This window comes from Streptomyces sp. NPDC057682 (assembly GCF_042799575.1).
GTDB lineage: Bacteria > Actinomycetota > Actinomycetes > Streptomycetales > Streptomycetaceae > Streptomyces.
On record NZ_JBHVIN010000015.1, the window covers coordinates 181,470 to 200,120 of the forward strand.

Here is an 18,651-nt window from a genome sequence, read left to right on the forward strand (position 1 = left end):
ACCCCTGGGGGCGGCAGGCTCGCCCTACGCTACGGCTGAGGCACGGGAGTTGAGGCGGGGGCGATGAACGAAGAGCAGGCGAGGCGGATCGGCGAGCGTCTGCGGTCGGCCCGCCGGCAGCGCGGCATGAGCCTGCGCAACCTCGCGGGCCTGGCCGGAGTGTCGGTCGGCTACCTGTCGATGGTGGAGAACGGCCAGCGGCTGCTGGACCGCTCCAGCCTCATCACCTCATTTGCCGAGGCGTTGCAGATCGCCCCGTCCGAGCTGACGGGCCAGCCCTTCGCTCCTGTGGACCCGCACACCAGCGCGGCCCACGAGGCGATCCCCGTTCTGCGGCTGACGCTGATGGGCCTGACCATGGCCACCTCACCGGACCGCCGCCCACCTCAGGTTCCGGCGACAGTGCTGGCCGAACGGGTGGCGAAGGCCAACCGGCTCTACCACGCGGCCGAATACGGCTCCCTCGCCGTCGGTCTTCCGACGCTGCTGGCCGACCTGCATGCAGCTGCCGAGGCCGCCGACGGCGCCGCCCGCCGCGCGCTGCTGAAACTGCTGGCGGACGCCTACCATCCGGCCTGCACCATGCTGCTGAAGAACCTCGGCTACACCGACTTGGCGTTCATCGCGGTGACCCGTGCCGCCGAGGCGATCGCGGAGTTGGACGACCCGGTCTACTCCGCCCTGTCCGGCTTCTTCCACACCCACGTGCTGATGGCGGCCGGCAGTCCCACCCAAGCCCTGGTCCAGGCCACCGCCGCCGCCAGTACCCTCGAAGCGCACCTGACGAGCCCCGATGCTCATGCGCTGCTCGGCGAACTCCACCTGATCTCCGCCACCTCGCTGACCCAGGACCGGCAGCGGCCCGGCAACACCCGCACCGAGGATGTCCGCGGCCATCTGGCGGAGGCTACCAAGCTGGCCGCCCGCACCGGCGAGACGCGGGCGTGGCACCTGAACTTCGGCCCCACCAACGTCGGCATCCACAAGGTAAGCCTGAACACCGACCTCGGTCTGCACGCAGTGGCCGTCACCGCCGGGGGCGGGGTCCGCCCCGAGACGCTGGCGGACGCTCCGGGGCGGCAGGCCGCCTTCCATGCCGACCTGGGCCGGTCGCTGGCCCATCTGCGAGGCCGCGAAGCCCAGGCGGTCGCGGCTCTGCTGACCGCTGAGGAGATCGCACCGCAGCGCATCCACGCCAACGCTCCGGTGAGGAACACCGTCGAGTACCTTGCCAACCGGCAGCTGTCCGCCCACGCCGCGCGGGACCTGCGCGGTCTTGCCCACCGCATCGGCCTGCCGCTCTGACCGGCACGTCTCCCTGCTCCGGCTCAGCGCAAAGGCCGCCCGTATACGGCTGTCGCCGGTACGGAACTTCTGGGCAGGCGCCGTATGCGGTTGAGCACGTTGGTCCGTACGCAACTCCTCGCACCCGAGTTGGCGTTCCTCGCTGTCCGTCCCTGATCCGGGCTCGGGGATCACGGGGTTCACCGTCGTGAACACCTCTGCGTGCTGGGGCTCTTACCTTCGGTCATGGTCCGGGCGGCTGCCGCCCGGAGAGAGGGTGAGCCCCCGTGATGTCCAGCACTGTGATGCGCCACGACTTCCAGGTGATCTCCGAGGCCCAGTACGTCCCGCTGGCCCGCCGCGAGACCGCCAAGGTCCTTACCGACTGGGGCATGTCCGAGGACGTCGTGGACACCGCCTGCCTGATCATCAGCGAGCTGGTGACGAACGTGGTGCGGCACGCGGCCGTACTCTCGCCCACCGCCACGGTCACCCTCGCCGTCGAGGAGCAGGCCGCGCTGTTGCTGGCCGTCGCGGATGCCCACCCGCTCAAGCCGAAACCGCTGCCCGCCGCCCACGACCTCGGCGGCCGCGGCCTGTTCCTGGTCGACGCCCTGGTGAGGGAAGTCCACGGCAGAGCCGAGGTCCTCCCGGAGACCACCACGGGCGGCAAGCGGATCATCATCCGCCTTCCCCTGGCTCCCGTTGCGGCCTGATCCATCCCCGAGGCCCCACGCCCCGGCGAGCCCCACTCGTTGTCGGACCGCCATCGGCGCCCGAACCACAGCAGCACCCGAACGACACCCCGAAAACCCAAGAGAGAAGGAAGCACCGCGTGTTCATCGACATCCCGAGCAAACTCGAAGCTGCTCTGATCGACCTTCCTCTCCCGACATGGGAACTGGAGTCGAAACAGGCGGGGAGCGTACCGGCGGGTGTATGTGCGGCCGCATCCACTTCACTGTCCAGTCGTCTTCCCTCACGGACAACCGAAACAATCACCTGACCTGCCGCTTTCTTTGCAAGGGGATGCCGCTCCCGCGACCAGCAAGATCATTTCCCTTCCCGCCTGCCCTCAGCCGATCACAAGGCGTACCCCTGTCCGACAGTTCATCCGTTCTGGTGCTCGTCTGACGTGTCCCCACGACAGCATGCGCCGGGGCGGGACCGCCCAGCGTGACGGCCGCCGCTGCCAGCGAGCAGAGGACACCCGCGATCCGGAGGGTTGCGCTCCTCCTTCCAGGCCGGCAGTTCCTCGTCCTTGTGCCAGTGGTAGTGCGGGATGGTCGGCCCGGTGCCCCGGTAGTCGTTGCGGTTGCCGGGCAGCGGCTTACCGACGGCGACCACGAGGCCGGAGTCGGCGTCTGAACTTCCAGAGAATCCGGACCTTGAGCACCGTTCAGTCCACTGCACGCATTGCACAGAAAGCGTGCACGCAGCGCATACCGAAAATCACACCCGTGCACATAGGCTCCTTCCCGTCATCTGATTGAGGGCCGAATAGCTCGGTCTGTGCCAAGGAGCCCAATGATCCGCCGCATCGTCACCGTCGTCGTCGCTGTCGCACTGCCGGTACTCACCGCCAGCGAAGCATTCGCCGGGGCCATCACCAACTGCCCCTGACCTGCATTCATCCGCGAGCCCCGCTGGGTTTCGTGAACCGTCTCACCCGAAAGGAAACCCGATGATCCGCCGCATCGTCACCGTGGTCGTCGCTGTCGCACTGCCGGTACTCACCGCCAGCGAGGCATTCGCCGGGACCGTCATCAACTGCCCGTGACCGGCGCATTTTCGAAGTGGGCACATCGTTGCATGTGAACTACGGCTCCTTCGAATGAACAGGGCCTCTCGCCCGCTCTCGGGAATGAAATTGTCCCGGGCAGCACGAGAGGCCCTGACCGCTTGACAAGGGTGAAGTCCTCATCGCCCAGAAGCACCGGCGCCGATGACCGCAACCGTCACGCCTCCCCTCCGCGGCCGCGTCCGCAATGCAGGCCGCCCGGACCACGACCATCGTCGGGAGCGCCGTCGCCATTGCCAACATCCGGGCGTTGCCGGTCCGACGTCGACACCCGCCGTCGCCGAGGGCACGGACCCGGGGCTGCGCCGGCTGCTCCTGAACGTTGCCGCGCCCGTCTTCGCTCCCCTCACCGCCGTGGACGACCACGATGGGAAGCCGTCGCACACTCATTCCCCGCCGCGGTGTCAGGAGCGGAGCCGACCCCCGCGGTCTTCGTTCAGGTGGTGGCCAGTGCTGCGGCGGCCGCACGGGCGACCTCCTCGGCGCTCGGGCCGGTGCGCTGAACTGGCACCGGGCGGCACACGCGCTCCTCTATCAGGGGACCAGTGGACGATCCTGCGCGGACCGATCAGCGGGGAAGCGGTCACCGCCGCCGCGCGGGTGCTGGCCGCGTGCCACCAACTGCACTGGAGCACGAGGAGCCCGGCACACTCCGGCTCGCCACCCCGGAAAGCTCGAAAGCGCGAGGTTAAGGCTGGGGAGGCCCGGACGGCATCAGGCTGCCGCCGGCATGGGAGGTCATGCCGGCGGCAGCCTGCACAGACGAGAAAGGGCTCGTGGACTGAGCGGGGCGCGGTGTGCCATCGGCACCGGCGACGCCTGTACCGGCGCCCGCCAGGCCGGAGAGCCGGCGACAACGGCACCGACGTCCTGACTGCCGACCCGCACGGCCGCACCTGATCATCCAGAGCATGCACCGCCGAGCCGGCGACCGCGGCTCGGCCGTCGGCACCCCAGAGCTCCAGCGGGTCGACAGCAACTCCCGCCAGCTCTGCAGCGCCGACGTCGTCCGCGCCGTCACCAACGGCTGCATCTTCAACCGCTGCGCACCGCGTGCCGAGCAGATGCACATGCACCTCGCCCCTGGCCGGCGTTTGCTCGCGGCCCGGGCCGCCGGGGGCAGGCCGGTGTGGGAGCCCCTGCCGAGGATCCCTCTTCCCGGAGCTGCGTGACCGGCGTGTCCCGGGGCGGGCCGTACCGGGCCGGGACTCGCCGGCAGGGTGTGGCAAGGCTGGTCAGTCGCAGGTGTCGAGCATCTGGACGAGCGCGGCGGCCTCCGCCTCGTTGGCGGTGAGGTCATAGAGGGACTTCACACTGATCCAGGCCCGGCTGTAGGTGCACCAGTACGACTCCAGGGAGGGCTTCCACCTTCCGGGGTCCTTGTCGCCCTTCTGCCGATTGCTTCCCGCCGACACCGCGATCAGTTGCGAATGAGCCAGGTCGTTCGCGAAGGCCTTGCGCTGGTCCGTCGTCCACTGGGACGCCCCCGACCGCCAGGCTTCCTTCAGCGGGACGACGTGGTCGATGTCGATGCCGGAGGCGGACGCGATCGTCTTCCCGTCGTACTCGGAGTACCAGCTGCCGGAGACGGCCCGGCACTGGTCGTCCCGGACGACGTCCTGGCCGTCGCGCTCCAGGACGACCTCCCGGGTGTCGCAGGCACCGTACTGGGTGACCCAGTGCGGGAACTTGGCCCGCGTGTATCCGGGGACGTCGTCCTCCTCGGTCACGGTGAGATGCGCGAGCTGCAGACGGGCCTCGGCTGCGCCCGGCGGCGGGGGCAGCTCACGACCGGCCGGCACCTGCCGGACTCCGGGGGACACAGGGGTGGCCGCAGAAACGGGGACAACGGTGAGAACTGTGCCGGCCAGGGCCGAGACAGCGGCCAGGAGAACGGAACGAGACGAAAGAACAGTCATGGAGGCCATGCTTCGACCCCGGCCCGGCTCAGATCCGGCGCCGCGCACAGGGTTCACCCCCGCGAGTGGGAAGTCGTACCGGGGCCGTCACCGAAGGCGGGCAAGGTGTCCCTTGCTGTCAACCGGCGCCTGCGCCCTGCGCACCCGGAGGAACAGATCTCCTCATGGCCGCATCCTCAGCCGCCCGGTGCGCGTACGGTGAGGTGACGACCAGCCGGAGGACCAGATGAGCGCGCAGCCTGATCACGCCCCCGTCCCGCCGCTCGCCCCCGCTCCCGGGGCACCGGCCGAACTCCTCGCCCAACTCCGCGCCTGCAGGCGCGCCGACACCTGGGTGCCGGCTTTCGAGCGGGAATGGGCGGCCGCGCTGGAGAAGTCCCGCAGGACGTTCTCGCTTGCCGGCCTGTACGAGGTCGTCCAGAACTGGCAGGGCCGCCTTGCCCACGCCCAGGCGGTCGACGCGTTCCTCGCCTCCGGTTACGACGACAGCGACGCCGTCGACCTGGCGGAGCTCCGCCGGCGGCGCCGATGAGCCCGGCGCCGTACGCGGTCCGCGTCTCAGCTTCCGCCGCCAAGGCCCTCGAAGCCCTGCCCGAACACGCCGAAGACACCGTGTGGGACCTCCTTGCCGCGGCCGCCGCCGACCCGTGGGGCTTCGAGCAGTTCGACAGGGACGACGACGAGGGCGAAGACATCCGCTACGCAGCCCTCGGCCAGCTCTCCATCACCTACTGGATCAACCGGCCCCTGCACAGCCTCACGGTCCTGAGCATCCTCTGGCTCGGCTGAAACCGCCAGACGTGCAAGGTCCTGACGGGCCTTTCCGACCGCCGCCAAGCAACAAGAACACAGGCGCCGGCTACGAACAGGTAACGGAGCCGAGGTGATCGGGCGGACCATCGGACCGGGTATTGCGCGGCCACCTGAGCAAGGAGGACGCCGGGCCGTTCTTCGCCTGCTCACCCTGTCGGAGGAGAACGTCTGACCGGCCAGTCCTGCCGGGCGGGGCCGGGACCAGTGGCTCCCGGCTCCGCCCGCGACCGTATCCGGGGGAGCCGGGCCGGAGTCCGGACGGCCCGGCTCGGCCTGCCTCCAGAACCTCGGCGCCCGCACCGCACCGCCCCTGCGGACGTCGAGCCGGCGCACACTTCTGGCCGGCGACACCGGGGGCGTACGCGTAGGTCTGCTGGCCTTCCAGCGTCGCAGGCCTGGTGCGAGCCTCGCCGGGGCCGCTGCCTCAGGGTCCGGCCGCGCGTGGTCCCTCTCCGTAGAACTGGGGCCCTGATCGACTCGTCCAGATGCGGTCAACAGCGGTCATACGCCGTGCAGTTCAGGGGGAGGTCCATAGAGTGCTGATCACGCAGTCCCCTCGCCGTGTCCCTCCGGTCCAGCTGGCCGGAGGGAGGAACAGCCTCACCTTCGGTTCCTGAAAAGGAGGCAGTACATGCAGTACCTGCGGGGGGACGATGCGCCGGACTACGCCGCATGGAGCTTCTACCTGAGTCTGATCGAGGTAGGACTCGATTACCTGACTCGGCTCCTCGGCTAGCCCGGCGCTCGCACCAGTGGAGAGGCCGTTCCCTTGGGGGCGGCCTCTCCCGCATTCTGATGCTAGGGGTAATCGGCATTCCGGTAATAAATATGCGAGATGCTGATATATGTCTCTGGCATATGCCAGAGACGTGCCATGGCTATGCATACCGGGTGCAGTCGGTACCTGGACCAGGCCGAGTGCCGCGTCAGGTGTCCGGGTGGGCATCCGTGCTCAGTGTCCAGGCGCCACCCGGGCAACCGGCCGGGAGAGGTGGGAAGCGGTGGCCCTTGACGTCCGTGCTCCAGTGATGACCGGCCCCGCAGTCGCATTCGTAGATGCCGCTCTCGGGCACGATCTCCCCGGGATGCCAGTAGCCCTTTTCGTCTGCCATACCTTCCGGTGTACGTCGTCGGAGCCCGCCCGGCGACTCGGGGGAGTACCTGCGCCGGTGGGCTCATCGGCTCGGCCGGAGTCCTCTGCCGGTCTCAGGCCTCTGGAGCGCACCCGGGACGGGCTGTCGGTCGCCGGCGGCGTTACGGCAGCCCGCCGCCCTGGTGCACCACCGCGCTGTGCCGCGTGCCGGGACTCACCCATGGTCGGCCGCCTCCCCCCGCCGTCGGTCAGGGCGGCACGCCTTGCGTTGCCGCCTCGTGGCGTCGGCGCAGCGAGGGGCCGACGAGCCAGACGCGGGCGGGTTGAGTGCGAAGGCGTGGGAGCGCAGGAAAGGCTCGGACGCGGCGTCGCCCGGGTCTGCGCTGTTGGCCGTATCGACGGGTTCGAGGTGGGGGCGGGAGCAGTCGTCGAGGAGGATCGTGACGAGGCCCGCATTCGTTGGTCTCGGCCGGGCGGCGGGTCAGGACCTGTCACCCGGTCGCGGCCCCGCGCCGTGCCACGACGACAGATCACCGCTGCCGTCGGGGGCACATCGTCGGGCATGAACGCCTTCGCCCCGTCCCCCGCTACGACGACGAGGCCGGTCATCAGGTCGGCTTCGCAAGATTTGAGTGCGGCACGGACTTTCATGGGCAACCTGCGGCTCGTGGGGAATCAGCCCCGCAGCTGCCGACCGATGGGCAGTTGGAGCCGTCAGAGCCGCCTACGCAGCCGAGATGGCTGGCCGATCATAGTGTCTCCCTGCTCTCGTGTGTGGCGAGTTCCTCGGATGTGCCGTTGAACGCGGGGCCACAGTTGGACGGCAGCCGCTCAACGACCATTGCGACCGCCTCCCGAGCTGTATCAGCTCTACCGATCTTCTGAGTCCGGGAAGGGCCCTCGACGTAGTACGGCCCGGCGTGGTCGGGGCCGGCCGCCGCTGGGCCGATGTAGGGCACGTCCCACGTCCAGCGTTGCTCAGTACAGCGACTGAAGTGCAGCTCCCACATGCCAACCCAGGGGAATAGCTGTCGTAGCCGTGGCTCGTCGTATGCCGCCGCGACCAACTCGGCGCTCACCAGGTTGGAGTCGAGCAGCTCCTGCCATGCGGCTTCCACCGTGTCTGTACCTGAGTCGTTCGTTGTCATGTACGGATTCTCCACGGCAGCCGGGTTGAGCGGGCGTGGTGAGTCACGAGTCCTATTCCGCACGATCGAATATCGGAACCTACCGATATGGATGCCCCGCGCCCGCCAGACCGAATGGGCTACCCGCGGTGGCGCCGCCCACGTCGACCTTCTCTGCACCAACGGCAGGAGCGACGGGCGGCGGTGGTTCGGAGAGCCATACGCAGCACCGTTACCGGTGGACTTCGACTACGACGGCTTGATCGACCGGCTCCAAGAAGCAGGGCACGAGCCGTCGCCCTTCTGATCGGGAATGTCGAGGCCCCACCCTCGGTGCCTGGTGGGGCCTCCGTTTCGGTGCCGATCGGTGGAGGAGATGTCAGTGGGGCTTGTAGTCGTCCCAGAAGGAGCCCGTCCGGCGCCTTTCGTACGAGGCTTCAGCCCTCGCCATCCAGGCGTCGATGTCGGCGACCATCGTGGGGAATTTCTCTTTGAGAGGTTCGGCCAGCTCGACCAGTTCCTCCCAGGAGTCCGCCAGGTAGGTCAGGTTCTCCAGTCCGATCGCGACCTCGACCCGGAACGGGTCGTCCGACTTCAGCCACCCCTTCCCGGTCTCGAAGATCTGCGCCCCGTCCTTGGGATCGATGATCCAGGACATGGAGAGCAGCTGCTCCGCGACATAGCCAGGGGTGACATTCGGAGCTCTGTGGTCGACGAGGAAGCTCATGACGTCCTCAACCTGCACTGATCTGCCACCTCCGGTGCGTGCGGCGAGCATCTCCTGCGCCTCCAGAACCAGCGCGCCCTCGCCCTCCCCGTGACTCGTGGCGAGAGGCTACCGCGAGTGCGATGATCGAGTCGGCCGGACGGCCGCCCCCACCGCTTGACCGCGGGCAGCCGCCTCTAGCTCAGCCGCCCTCGCCGTGCACCAACTCTTCAACCGAACACTCGCCGCGTAAGCGCCGCGGGACTCAGCACCACGTCATAAATGCCATTCAAAGGTCATTGCTCGCGAGATCATGACGCGGATTCTGAGTACCTACATCACCACATCCCCGTTCGTCCGGCCCGCACCATCGCACTGGTCCAACTTGCCCAGGACCTGCCGCCCGCGATCCTCGCCCCCATGCTTGGCCTCCACGTCATCACTGCCCAGCAATGGCGCCGACGCGCCGCCACCGACTGGACCGCCTACCTTGAAGCCCGCCGAGGCGAACCAGTCGGCCGACAGGCCACCCGGTAAGCAGATTCTCGCCGAGCCGCACTCGACGGTGGGCCACAGCAGAGCGAGGTTCCCGCACCAGGTGGTGTCAGTGACGTGCCCTAGCGTGTCCTCGTGAATGTAGATGATCTTCGGTGGCAGTTGAGCAACCACGGCGGTGTCCCGCCGCGGCTCGTGGACGAGATCCTCGAACGCGGCGGCCTGGAGGCCCTGGTGGAGGCGACACGGGCGCGCGAGGACTGGTTCTGCGTCGCGGGTGCGGTGCGGGGACTGTGCGCGGCAGGGGAGTTCGGGCAGGCCTGGGCGGTGGTGGAGCCCTTCGCAGCTACCGGATGGCAGCCGGCGGTGCGGACGGGCGCCGACGTCCTGTGGCGGTGGGGCCGCGTCGACCAGGCGCTGGAACTGGCACGCCCCGCGGGGCCGCAGGAGCATGCGTTCGACACTTTGCGGGACTACGCCGAGATGCTCGTGCGTGCTGGGCAAGTGGACGATGCGATCGGTGTACTCGGCCCACACCTACGCGACCCGCGGGCGCTGGATGCCTTGGTGGAGATGACCGCCGGCCTCGGATGTGACGAGCGGGTGTTGGAGCTGCTGGCTCCGATCGCCGCGGACTTCCGGCGCGGCCCGGAGCAGGACGACCTCCGCGCCCTGTGGGCCGTCCTGCCCGCACAGGCCCGGGTCCTGGAGCGCGCAGGACGGACGGACCAGGCAATCCAGCTGCTCGGCGCGGACGTGGCCGCCCGCCGGTACGGGGTGCTGAACACCGTCGCGTTCTACGCTGAGCTGCTGGCCCGATGCGGCCGGATCGAGGAGCTCGGCAACCTTGCCGACACCCACAGGCACTCCGCTGTACATCCATACGTGAGGGCCCTGGAGAGCCTGGGGCGAACCGAAGAGGCGGAGGCGTACCTGCGCGGCCTGATCGCGGCCGGGCTTCCAGGCTGGTACGAGAGCATGCTGATGGAACTACTCATCCGCCAGGGCAGGTTCGACGACGCCATCAAGGCGGCAGAGCACACGTTCGACGACCTCTACGACAGCAACCTCCTCCAGGGGGCCCTGATCCTCCTTGCTGATCAGGGCCAACACGACAAGGCGATCGGACTCACACAGGGACGCAGCCCCGAGTTCCTCGCGGAGAACGAGGCGTACTGGCTCCGCTCCAACCGGTGGTGGCTGATGGGAGAGGCGGGACGCGCCCGGGAAGCGATCGCGGAGATCGAGGCTCTACCGAACGATGAGGTCGAGGATCGCGAAGTGACCATCGCGTGGCTGCTCGTCCAGGACGCGCGCGTCGAGGAGGCCATCACCCTCCTGCACTCACTGCCCGGCGAAAGGGCCGCAACCGACCTGGCCGAGTTGCTGATCCGCCAAGGCCGCTTCACGGAAGCCATTACCGCCATCCCCGATGTAGCCACCCAGCGGGAGGAGGAACGAGGAGCCCGGGCAATGCAGCACGAATCCGCCTCCCCCGACAACGGCCACGTGTACGACGACCCAAGGGCAGCCCGGAAGCGAGTGGGCAGGCACCCTACGACGTAGGCGAGCGCGGCAGACGCAGTGCGGACGGAGTCGGGCCCCCGTACATTCTGAGGACCGCTCGGCCGGGGTGCGGAGAGCAGCGGGTCGGGCGACCATCGAATTGGGCAGTAGCAGGCCCGCTCACACGGTGCGGCCAAAGGGCAGCGCAAGCGTACGGGCCGCTCTCCCCGATCCGACCGGCCGAGGGCTGGAGGTGTGTACGGATGCCGCGACCGCTGTGGACGGGAGCTATCAGCTTCGGGCTGGTCACCATCCCCACGAAGATCATCAGTGCGACCGAGGACCACTCGATCCATTTCCGGCGAGTGCACCTCGCGGACATGGGCCGCGTCCGGACGCGGAAGGTCTGCGAGATCGACGAACAGGAGCTGTCGCAGGACGAGATCGGCAAGGGCTACGAGATCTCGAAGGACAACCTCGTCCCGGTCACCGACCAGGAGCTGGAGTCGATGCCCCTGCCGACAGCCAAGTCCATCGAGATCGTCGCGTTCGTCAACGCCGGCACCATCGACCCCGTACGAATCGGCGAGAGCTACTACCTCGGAGCCGACGGCCAGGTCGCCGCCAAGCCCTACACCCTCCTGCGCCAGGCCCTGGAACGATCCGACAAGGTCGCCGTCGCAAAATGGGCGTGGCACGGGCGCGAGCGGCTCGGGCTGCTCCAGGTGCGGCAGGACGCGATCGTCCTGCACACGATGCACTGGCCCGACGAGGTCCGCAGCCCCGAGTCCCTGACCCCGAAGCCGGTCCAGCTGGAGGAGGCGGAGATCGAGCAGGCCCTCCAGCTCGCCGAGTCCATGACCACCGATGACATCGCCCAGTTCCGGGACCGCTACCGCGATGCGCTGGAAAAGCTGATCGAGGCGAAGTCCGAGGGCACGGAGCGCCCCGAGCCGGCCGAGACCGCAGAGGCGGAGTCCGGGGCGGTCGTGGACCTGATGGCGGCCCTGAACGCGTCCGTCGCGGCGGCGAAGGAGCAGCGTGGCGAACGGGACGAAGACGCCACCGTCCACGAGATACGCCCCCGCAAGAAGGCTGCTCCGAAGAAGACCGCGGTCAAGAAGCCCGTGCCGAAGAAGACCGCGGCCTCGAAGGCAGCAGCGAAGAAGCGCTCCGCTTCCTGACCGGCGCGGGGAGCGGTCAGCGGGCGAGGGTGAAGGTGACGGGCTTGTTCGGGCAGGCGGCGGTGGCCTGTACGAGGGTGTTGTGTTCGTTCGTGTCGATGCTGAGCTTCCAGCGGAGCTTGGTGGCGATCCAGTCGGTGACATACTGGCAGTGGTAGGGCTGGTAGGGCGGCAGCCACTCGGCCGGGTCTTGGTCGGCCTTCGACCGGTTCGTCGCGGCGGTCACCGCGATCAGGGAGCGGTCCTCGGCAAGATCGTTGGCGTAAGCCTCCCGCTCGGCCGCCGTCCACCCGGAGGCCCCGGAGTCCCAGCTCTCGGCGAGCGGAACGAGGTGGTCGATGTCCAGCCCGCCCGGGGCGTCGACGTAGCTGTTGCTGTACGGGCTGTACCAGCGCCCGCCCGTCAGCTTGCACCGCGCACCCTGCTCCGGAGCGACGACCGCCTCGGCCTTCAGGACCTCGGCCCTCGTGTTGCAGCCATCCTTGTCCGCGTCGATCCAGTGCTTGAACTTGGTCCGCTCGTACCCGCTGCGGTCCTCGTCGGCGACGGGCAGCGCGGCCAGGGCATCGGCCAGCGGCAGGACCATGGGGCTGCCCTTCCCGGGCAGCGGCGCGGCCGCGTGCGCGGGGGCGGTGAGAGCGGCAAGAGCGGCAGCGGCAGCCGCCAGGGACACGAAGACACGCACAGCAGGGTCCTTTTCGAAGATCAGCAACACGATGCGTGATCTTCGTACCGGCCCGGCGCCCCAGCTCTCCGTCGATACGCCGGAAGTTCACCCCAGGGCATGGAAAATCAGACCGGCCGCCCAACCGTCCCGGCTGTCACCACTTCGGGTGTTCCGCCTCCACAGCACACGGGGCTGGTGCATCGTCAGGGCAGCAGTGCTCATCGATACGGAATAGGGGTGGGGCGCGATGTGGGAGTGGCGGACCGCGGAATTCGGAACCGCGCACGAGGGACGGCCGGGCGCCGTGCTCACCGACGGCACCGAACCGCCCCCGCTGTACATCGACGCCGGCAGCGGCAGCTTCGTACACAAGACCACCGACTGGCACGTCTACGACGGCACCCGCCCCCGCGCCCCGAAGGCCACCGCCCTGCGCGGCGTCTGCTCGTGCGGCTGGCAGAGCGAAACCCACCACCCCCTGGACTGGGACCAGGTCAACCGCCGCGCCCCCTACCTCTACGACACCACAGGCCCCGAATCCGACTGGGCACGGCACATCACCGACACCGAAGCGCGCGCCGTGCCTGTCCCCGAGGAGCTCGCCGATCTCATCGACCAGCTCGACGAACGCCTCATCCAACTCGCCGCCGACGAACCGCTCGCAGCGCTGCGCGCGGTGGCCCGGCTGAAGCACGTCCTCGACGAAGCCGGCGCGGGGGCAGCAGCCCGCGCTCTGCACGACAGTGAGACCGGAAGGCTCATCGGGCCAGGCCTCGGACTGCCCGAAGCCGACGCCCGCTCCCGCCTGCGCCGCTACACCCTGATCCACTGAACGCGCTCTGGGATCTGCGGGCTGACGGCCGGGCGGGACGCGGCGGCCGGGTCGCGCCCTGAATATGTCGTGTTCTCGGCGACGGGGGAGACGACCGCAGGTGAGACGTGCGACAGGTGCAGCATCGCACACATATACGCCGGGCTTTCTTCACATGGTGGTCATATTTCTCGGTAGGCTCCGGGGTGCTGCATCCGCACCACAGAGGGGGGAATCCTCATGCGTATCCGTCATGCCCTGGCCGCCGCCGCAACCGCCGCTTCGGTCGTCTCGCTCGGCCTGGTGGCCGGCGCCCCGGCCCAGGCCGCCGAGTACTCCTCGGCCCTGAAGATCAAGGGCGTCCAGTACGACGCCCCGGGCCGCGACTCCAACAAGTGCTCCGGCGGAAACGCCGCGAGCGAGTACCTGACGATCAAGAACTACTCCCGCACCACGAAGGTCAACCTCAAGGGCTACGTCGTCAAGGACGCCACCGGCAACAAGTTCACCTTCAAGACCACCCACGTGCTGGAGCCCGGCGACTACGTCACCCTCCGCGGGAACCGGGGCACCGACTCCGACGCCAAGAACGTCGTCTACCGCCAGAACTGCAACTTCATCTGGAACAACGACAAGGACACCATCTATCTCTACAAGCCCTCCGGCGCCCGCGCCGACGTCCACTCGTACACCAAGAAGTCCAACGACCGCGACGGCAACGGCTACATCACCTACCACGGCTGACCGAACCGCCTCCGCCAGAGGACTCGCGCGGCGTGGCCCTCGTCAGCCAAGCCACGCAGACAGCAGCCCGGGCCTCGGGCCTACTCACGACCTGCGCCGCAGCCCACATACGTCGAGTACGCTGCGATGAGGCGTGCACCAGAGTCGGCACCCCCGCCGCGCGGAGCCATTTCGAAAGGGGCTGGCATGCCTCATCCATCATGCGATGGTGCGGTGGACGCCATGTCTTCCCGGGCGCTGAGTTGCGCGACGGCTCTGAGGCTCGGCGGAGGGCTGTACATCCTCGCGGAAGCTGCTGGGCACGAGGACCTCTATTACCAAGCGGACGCCGGTGTGCGTGCCGGACTGAAGTCGTGCGAGGGCAGGCGCCTGAACGGCGATGTGCTCCACATCGCCAAGAAGGCGTGCCGTCGTCTGAACGCCGAGTTCTCCGGTGCCAAGGGCACGCGGCAATTCGCCCTGGGTGGATTCACGCTCATGAAAGAAGTGCTGGCGTCGATCGAAGACGGTGACGACCGGGGCACGGAACCACATATCGCGGTGTTCGATAAGGCGTTGGAGGCGGCCGCGCTGTGGCCGGGACCCGTGGACATCGACGGGTGCGCCGGACTGCGGGAGTTCGAGCAGCTGTGTCAGCGGGAATCCGTCGACCGGCTGAACGCCGAAGGGATGCCCGGCCTTCACAGCGCACTGGGACCACGGCAACTTGCATACCGCGACCTCGCCAGGAGCGCGTTGAGCCGTTGATTCCCTAGCATCGACACCATGATGAGCGAGGCTCCCGGAATGTTCCGGGACCCGCGTCCGTGTGGCCTGGGTCAGGCAGGCTGTACCAGACCCGACTTCAGCACCTGCGCAAGGACGCCGGCCTCACCGGGCGCGAGCTTTCCGCCCGGTGAGGCCGGGACCCCGCGAAGACCGACCGCATCCAGATGGGCGCCGTTCTTCCGTCGGACGCGGACATCCGGGGCCTGGTGCACGGCGTGCGGCGCGCACGGCCAGGCCGAGGACCTCATCGCCACCGCCCGCGCGGTCGACTCGATGCACATGGAGTGGCGCCGCCTCCACCAGGGCAGCATGCGCCAGGTCCAGCACGACTGGTACACCCTGCACGAGCAGACCCGCCACTGCCGCGTCTACCTCCTATCCGGCGAGGTTGAGGTTGTGCATCCGGGCGATTCCCAGCATGGCGTGGTGGACACCGTCACCTTTGAGGCGGCAGTCGCGGAGAATCTTCCAGGTCTTCATGCGGGCGAAGACGTGCTCGACGCGGGCGTGGACCTGCTTGTGGGACTTGTTGTGCGCCTGCTTCCAGTCGGGCAGCTCTTCGCCCTTGCGGCGGCGGTGGGGCGTCACGAGCCCGGTGCGCGGATAGCCGCCGTCGGCAATCGTCATGGTCTCGCCGACTGCGGCCTTCGCGCCGGACTCCTCTCACGCCCTACAGTCGTTGCGATTTCCCGGCAAAGGTCGGCCAACCGCGACGACGAGCCGAGTGTCGGCATCGATGACGACCTGGTGGTTCGTGGAGTACCGGTAGTTCTTGGACTGCTCGGCGATGGTGTGATCGCGGGTGGGCACCAGGGGTGCCGTCCACGATGAGCACGGTGTCCTTCGCGAACCGCTTGCGGGGCTGGAGGGCGAGCATCGGGGCGAGGTGGTCGATGATCCGGTCCGCGGCCGACTTGGATACCCCGAACGGCGGTGCGAGCTGCCGCATGGTCAGGTTCGTGCGCCAGTAGGCCGCGACCAGCAGGGCCCGGTCCTCCAGCGGCAGGCTCCACGGCCGGCCCCTGCGAACCGCGTCCGCACCCTCACGCCGCAGAAGTGTCACCAACTTCCCGAACCAACGAGGGCTCAGCCCGGTGAACGGGGCTAACCAGGACGGCTCCGACGCCACGATCACACCAGACACCACAAGATCATTCCATGACGCCCAGCACAGAACCGAAAATGTCCCTATGACTGAAGAACTAGCGAGGTTCATCGAGGCGCGGCTGGACGAGGAGGCCGACTTGGCTCGGCGCTGCGACGGTGACGGATGCGGAGAGTGGTCCGCTCACGGTCACACGGTCGACTTCTGCCAGGTTGACCTCACCGGCTTCCACCCCACGATTGCTTTGCACGTGGCTCTGCACGACCCGGCCCGCGTCCTGCGCGAGATCGAGGCCAAGCGGCGCATCTTGGCCCGTCACGCCCGCGACCCCTGGCCGTACCACGACCTGCGTGACCTTGCTTCGCCCTACACCGACCATCCTGACTTCCCGGCAAGGGCCTGAAGCGGCGCAGCAGATGAGTAGAAGCCCCAGTAAAGCCGCGAGACTGGGCGTCACATCGCCCCGGAAGATCATTACGGGACAGGGCTTCGGCACTGTTTCTCGGATCTCCTGACGTGCGTGGGGTGTTGGGGTCAGGCTGCTTTTATGGGTCGTGGTGATCTGACGAATGCGGAGTGGGACCGGCTGGAGTCGTTCTTGCCTCCTGGTGGGGCGCGCGGGGGCCGGTGGAGTGACCACCGTCGGGTGATCAACGGGGTTCTCTACCGGGTCCGGACGGGCGTGCAGTGGAGGGACCTGCCGGAGAGGTTCGGGCCGTGGGAGACCGTCTACAAACGCCATCGTCGCTGGTCAGCGGACGTGGGTCTATGAAATAAAAGAAGCCGAGGCGCAGGCAAATGGTTTCCACAAGAGCGTGCAGTATGTGCGCGTCATGGAACCCACCACCACCGGGCCGCATCCCTACCCCAACGGATATATCACCTACATCAATAAGGGAGGTCAGTTCATCAATCTGTTCACTGGTCAAACCGTCACCAAGGCCGATCCCTACTGGCACATCGAGATCCCATGACACGCGTAGAAAATCTTTTCACTTCTCAAGAATATTCTCAGGCTTCGGTGGTCATCGACTGGGACCCGTTCAAGAGGAATGATGCCCTGGAGGATGCGCAACTCCTGGATTCCAGGGTATGTCCGACCGCAAACCGTGCGGCGCTACTCTTCGACATGCGGACTGCGTCGTGCTACCCGACAGGGAATTCCGCTCTACTCGTCGTTCGCGGACTGCGCTCATTTCAGTGGGACGGCGTGCCGCAGTCTCAGAAGCTGATGGCATTCTCTGCGGTGTCCAGCAGGCCTCGCGAGCTCGGCACTGGAGGATTCCGGATGGATCTGGAGTTCTTCCCGGACGGCAAGTTCTCGGTCAGCGGAGATCGCGCGGACTTCTACCTTCTGGAAGTTCACGGCCTCCCTGAGACTCCGCCGATGTACCCAGATCACGATCTTGATCAGGTACGGCATGGGTTGCCGTGGTGGGACTCTGCCTGCACTGTGCTGTCGTCGTCTAGTTCGAGCAGCAGCTGATTCACTGGAACACCTGACGGGGCCCGCCAAGATTTCTTTGGCGGGCCCAAGACGGCGGGGTGATCGGCTGTATCGCCTCGTGCAGTGGCTCTGTTGGTCGGTTTCGAGAACGTCTGTTGCTCAGTGAGTCTTTTCCAACCTGAGGATGCAGGTTACCGTGGGTGCTCGGGCTTGCCGGGTCCTTGATCGACAGCGTTTCATGGTCCGCCAGCGGGCGGATTGCGCCGACACCTGGATCGGGCTGCTCTTTCGCGTGTCCTACCAGTACGTGGCCGGTCCTGTGATGACCCAGCCAGTGTCGGTGGGCCTGACCCGAAAGCCCAATGCCACTTCGATGATCTGCGCGTGGTAGGTGATCTCAACGTAGACATGGCTGCCGGTGCGGCCCCAGTGGAAATCTGCGAGATTCAGTTCGCCAAGCCAGGACAGATCCTGCTCCCACCCGTCTGCAGGAGGTCTTCCGGCCTCGTCCCCATCGGCGCTTGCTTCGACGGACCCGGTCCACAGCGACTTGAGTACATGATGGACCGGGTAGTGATCAATGAGCTGTTCGGCCTCAGGGATCCTTTCGGCTCGGAGCAGGCTGAAGTAGCGGCGAACGACAGCTTCGACGTCTGCCTTGGCAGGGTGCTCCGTCCAGATCCTCATCGCGAGATCATACGAGCTCGGCAACTGAGCCTTCTTCAACCTGCCCCGCGCGCTGTCCAGTTGGGCTGACAACAGGATGAAGCCCCTGGTAGATGGGTTTTCGACCAAGAGAACCTTCTCCACCAGAGGCTTCGCATGCTTGTCTACCCGTCCGGCGCCGACGTGTCCATCTCTTCCCTGCGCTTCCTCGCACAGCATCTTCGCGGGCGTCGCCGGGCGATCGGGTCCCGGTGGCGACGGCTGAGCCCGGGCCGCCAAGCCCTGCTCGCACTCGCCCACTGGACAGCAGTGGCACGCTGGGCTGGTGCCCAGCCTTCTTCACGTTGGTACGCAGGCTCCTCAGTCTCCAGCCTGGGCGTTGCTCTGTCAGCCGGGCGCGGCAGCCGTCGTCGATCTGGTCCACGTCAGCTCACGTCGCCCCACTGGCCACGGCACGGGCGATGCGGCCGGCCCCAGGGTGAATGGCACCTTGACGCCTACTTCCGGAGCGAGGG

At 67.6% G+C, this 18,651-nt stretch carries 20 protein-coding genes and 5 pseudogenes; 16 read left to right on the plus strand and 9 right to left on the minus strand.

From position 1 onward, the window contains the following. Positions 1-63 precede the first annotated feature (63 nt). Entirely contained in the window at positions 64-1,305 is a 1,242-nt protein-coding gene (locus ACFVDM_RS26680; protein WP_383645164.1) for a helix-turn-helix domain-containing protein, read from the plus strand. Positions 1,306-1,574: 269 nt separating this feature from the next. Further along, positions 1,575-2,000 (plus strand): ATP-binding protein, encoded by a 426-nt coding sequence (locus tag ACFVDM_RS26685; protein ID WP_383645170.1) that lies wholly within the window; start codon positions 1,575-1,577, stop codon positions 1,998-2,000. 508 nt (positions 2,001-2,508) lie between these two features. On the opposite strand, the pseudogene ACFVDM_RS26690 reads toward ACFVDM_RS26685, so the two are convergent. Next, positions 2,509-2,649 (minus strand): annotated as a pseudogene (locus ACFVDM_RS26690) (IS5/IS1182 family transposase); the annotation flags it as partial. A 1,347-nt stretch (positions 2,650-3,996) separates the two neighbouring features. Between ACFVDM_RS26690 and ACFVDM_RS26695 the strand changes: the two are divergent. Next, positions 3,997-4,257: a hypothetical protein gene (locus ACFVDM_RS26695; RefSeq protein ID WP_383645174.1), complete on the plus strand. Its 261-nt coding sequence runs from the start codon at positions 3,997-3,999 to the stop codon at positions 4,255-4,257. A gap of 63 nt (positions 4,258-4,320) precedes the next feature. Here the strand turns inward: ACFVDM_RS26695 and ACFVDM_RS26700 are convergent, their stop codons facing one another. Next, the gene (locus tag ACFVDM_RS26700; protein ID WP_383645179.1) at positions 4,321-4,887 is read right to left on the minus strand and encodes an HNH endonuclease family protein; all 567 of its coding nucleotides are present in this window, start codon (positions 4,885-4,887) and stop codon (positions 4,321-4,323) included. Positions 4,888-5,230: 343 nt separating this feature from the next. Between ACFVDM_RS26700 and ACFVDM_RS26705 the strand changes: the two genes are divergently transcribed. Together ACFVDM_RS26705 and ACFVDM_RS26710 are read left to right on the plus strand one after the other, a co-directional pair. Further along, the gene (locus ACFVDM_RS26705) at positions 5,231-5,536 is read left to right on the plus strand and encodes a DUF6247 family protein (RefSeq protein ID WP_383645185.1); all 306 of its coding nucleotides are present in this window, start codon (positions 5,231-5,233) and stop codon (positions 5,534-5,536) included. Next, positions 5,533-5,793 carry a hypothetical protein gene (locus ACFVDM_RS26710; protein WP_383645189.1) on the plus strand — a complete coding sequence of 87 codons (261 nt, stop codon included), beginning with the start codon at positions 5,533-5,535 and terminating at the stop codon, positions 5,791-5,793. Before ACFVDM_RS26705 ends, ACFVDM_RS26710 begins: the two co-directional genes overlap by 4 nt. Before the next feature lie 950 nt (positions 5,794-6,743). Here ACFVDM_RS26710 and ACFVDM_RS26715 read toward each other — a convergent pair. From ACFVDM_RS26715 to ACFVDM_RS26730, 4 genes are all read right to left on the minus strand, one after another. Beyond that, a complete protein-coding gene (locus tag ACFVDM_RS26715; RefSeq protein ID WP_383645194.1) occupies positions 6,744-6,929 on the minus strand; it encodes a hypothetical protein in 186 nt (61 codons plus the stop codon). Between the two features lie 730 nt (positions 6,930-7,659). After that, on the minus strand, positions 7,660-8,058 hold the full coding sequence (locus ACFVDM_RS26720; protein ID WP_383645198.1) for a DUF6193 family natural product biosynthesis protein: 399 nt from the start codon (positions 8,056-8,058) through the stop codon (positions 7,660-7,662). Positions 8,059-8,416: 358 nt separating this feature from the next. Next, positions 8,417-8,782 carry a hypothetical protein gene (locus ACFVDM_RS26725; protein ID WP_383645201.1) on the minus strand — a complete coding sequence of 122 codons (366 nt, stop codon included), beginning with the start codon at positions 8,780-8,782 and terminating at the stop codon, positions 8,417-8,419. Between the two features lie 294 nt (positions 8,783-9,076). Continuing rightward, entirely contained in the window at positions 9,077-9,412 is a 336-nt protein-coding gene (locus ACFVDM_RS26730) for a hypothetical protein (RefSeq protein WP_383645205.1), read from the minus strand. A 21-nt stretch (positions 9,413-9,433) separates the two neighbouring features. Here ACFVDM_RS26730 and ACFVDM_RS26735 point away from each other — a divergent pair, with 21 nt between their 5' ends. Both ACFVDM_RS26735 and ACFVDM_RS26740 read left to right on the plus strand, forming a co-directional pair. Beyond that, positions 9,434-10,804: a hypothetical protein gene (locus tag ACFVDM_RS26735; protein ID WP_383645209.1), complete on the plus strand. Its 1,371-nt coding sequence runs from the start codon at positions 9,434-9,436 to the stop codon at positions 10,802-10,804. Between the two features lie 203 nt (positions 10,805-11,007). Continuing rightward, positions 11,008-11,928, plus strand: a complete 921-nt coding sequence (locus tag ACFVDM_RS26740) for a Ku protein (RefSeq protein WP_383645213.1) — start codon at positions 11,008-11,010, stop codon at positions 11,926-11,928. A 16-nt stretch (positions 11,929-11,944) separates the two neighbouring features. Here the strand turns inward: ACFVDM_RS26740 and ACFVDM_RS26745 are convergent, their stop codons facing one another. Beyond that, positions 11,945-12,613, minus strand: a complete 669-nt coding sequence (locus ACFVDM_RS26745) for an HNH endonuclease family protein (protein ID WP_383645218.1) — start codon at positions 12,611-12,613, stop codon at positions 11,945-11,947. 286 nt (positions 12,614-12,899) lie between these two features. Between ACFVDM_RS26745 and ACFVDM_RS26750 the strand changes: the two genes are divergently transcribed. The 4 genes and pseudogenes from ACFVDM_RS26750 to ACFVDM_RS26765 all read left to right on the plus strand — a co-directional run. Beyond that, a complete protein-coding gene (locus tag ACFVDM_RS26750) occupies positions 12,900-13,427 on the plus strand; it encodes a hypothetical protein (protein ID WP_383645223.1) in 528 nt (175 codons plus the stop codon). Between the two features lie 219 nt (positions 13,428-13,646). Then, positions 13,647-14,150: a lamin tail domain-containing protein gene (locus tag ACFVDM_RS26755; protein ID WP_383645226.1), complete on the plus strand. Its 504-nt coding sequence runs from the start codon at positions 13,647-13,649 to the stop codon at positions 14,148-14,150. Positions 14,151-14,363: 213 nt separating this feature from the next. Further along, positions 14,364-14,897 (plus strand): hypothetical protein, encoded by a 534-nt coding sequence (locus tag ACFVDM_RS26760; RefSeq protein WP_383645229.1) that lies wholly within the window; start codon positions 14,364-14,366, stop codon positions 14,895-14,897. 185 nt (positions 14,898-15,082) lie between these two features. Continuing rightward, positions 15,083-15,293: pseudogene (locus ACFVDM_RS26765) on the plus strand (transcriptional regulator); the annotation flags it as partial. Here ACFVDM_RS26765 and ACFVDM_RS26770 read toward each other — a convergent pair. After that, a pseudogene (locus tag ACFVDM_RS26770) lies at positions 15,294-16,062 on the minus strand (transposase). 46 nt (positions 16,063-16,108) lie between these two features. Between ACFVDM_RS26770 and ACFVDM_RS26775 the strand changes: the two are divergent. The 4 genes and pseudogenes from ACFVDM_RS26775 to ACFVDM_RS26790 all read left to right on the plus strand — a co-directional run bounded on the left by ACFVDM_RS26775 (position 16,109) and on the right by ACFVDM_RS26790 (position 17,509). Next, on the plus strand, positions 16,109-16,426 hold the full coding sequence (locus tag ACFVDM_RS26775; RefSeq protein WP_383645232.1) for a DUF6221 family protein: 318 nt from the start codon (positions 16,109-16,111) through the stop codon (positions 16,424-16,426). A 144-nt stretch (positions 16,427-16,570) separates the two neighbouring features. Next, positions 16,571-16,783: pseudogene (locus tag ACFVDM_RS26780) on the plus strand (transposase); the annotation flags it as partial. A gap of 73 nt (positions 16,784-16,856) precedes the next feature. Further along, positions 16,857-16,997, plus strand: coding sequence for a hypothetical protein (locus tag ACFVDM_RS26785; protein ID WP_383645235.1), 141 nt, complete (start codon positions 16,857-16,859; stop codon positions 16,995-16,997). Then, the gene (locus ACFVDM_RS26790; protein WP_383645238.1) at positions 16,994-17,509 is read left to right on the plus strand and encodes a hypothetical protein; all 516 of its coding nucleotides are present in this window, start codon (positions 16,994-16,996) and stop codon (positions 17,507-17,509) included. The genes ACFVDM_RS26785 and ACFVDM_RS26790 overlap by 4 nt, the downstream gene beginning before the upstream one ends. Before the next feature lie 258 nt (positions 17,510-17,767). On the opposite strand, the gene ACFVDM_RS26795 is transcribed toward ACFVDM_RS26790, so the two are convergent. After that, on the minus strand, positions 17,768-18,280 hold the full coding sequence (locus ACFVDM_RS26795) for a hypothetical protein (protein ID WP_383645241.1): 513 nt from the start codon (positions 18,278-18,280) through the stop codon (positions 17,768-17,770). A 12-nt stretch (positions 18,281-18,292) separates the two neighbouring features. Here ACFVDM_RS26795 and ACFVDM_RS26800 point away from each other — a divergent pair. Continuing rightward, positions 18,293-18,436, plus strand: a pseudogene (locus ACFVDM_RS26800) (IS5/IS1182 family transposase); the annotation flags it as partial. Positions 18,437-18,651 lie beyond the last annotated feature (215 nt).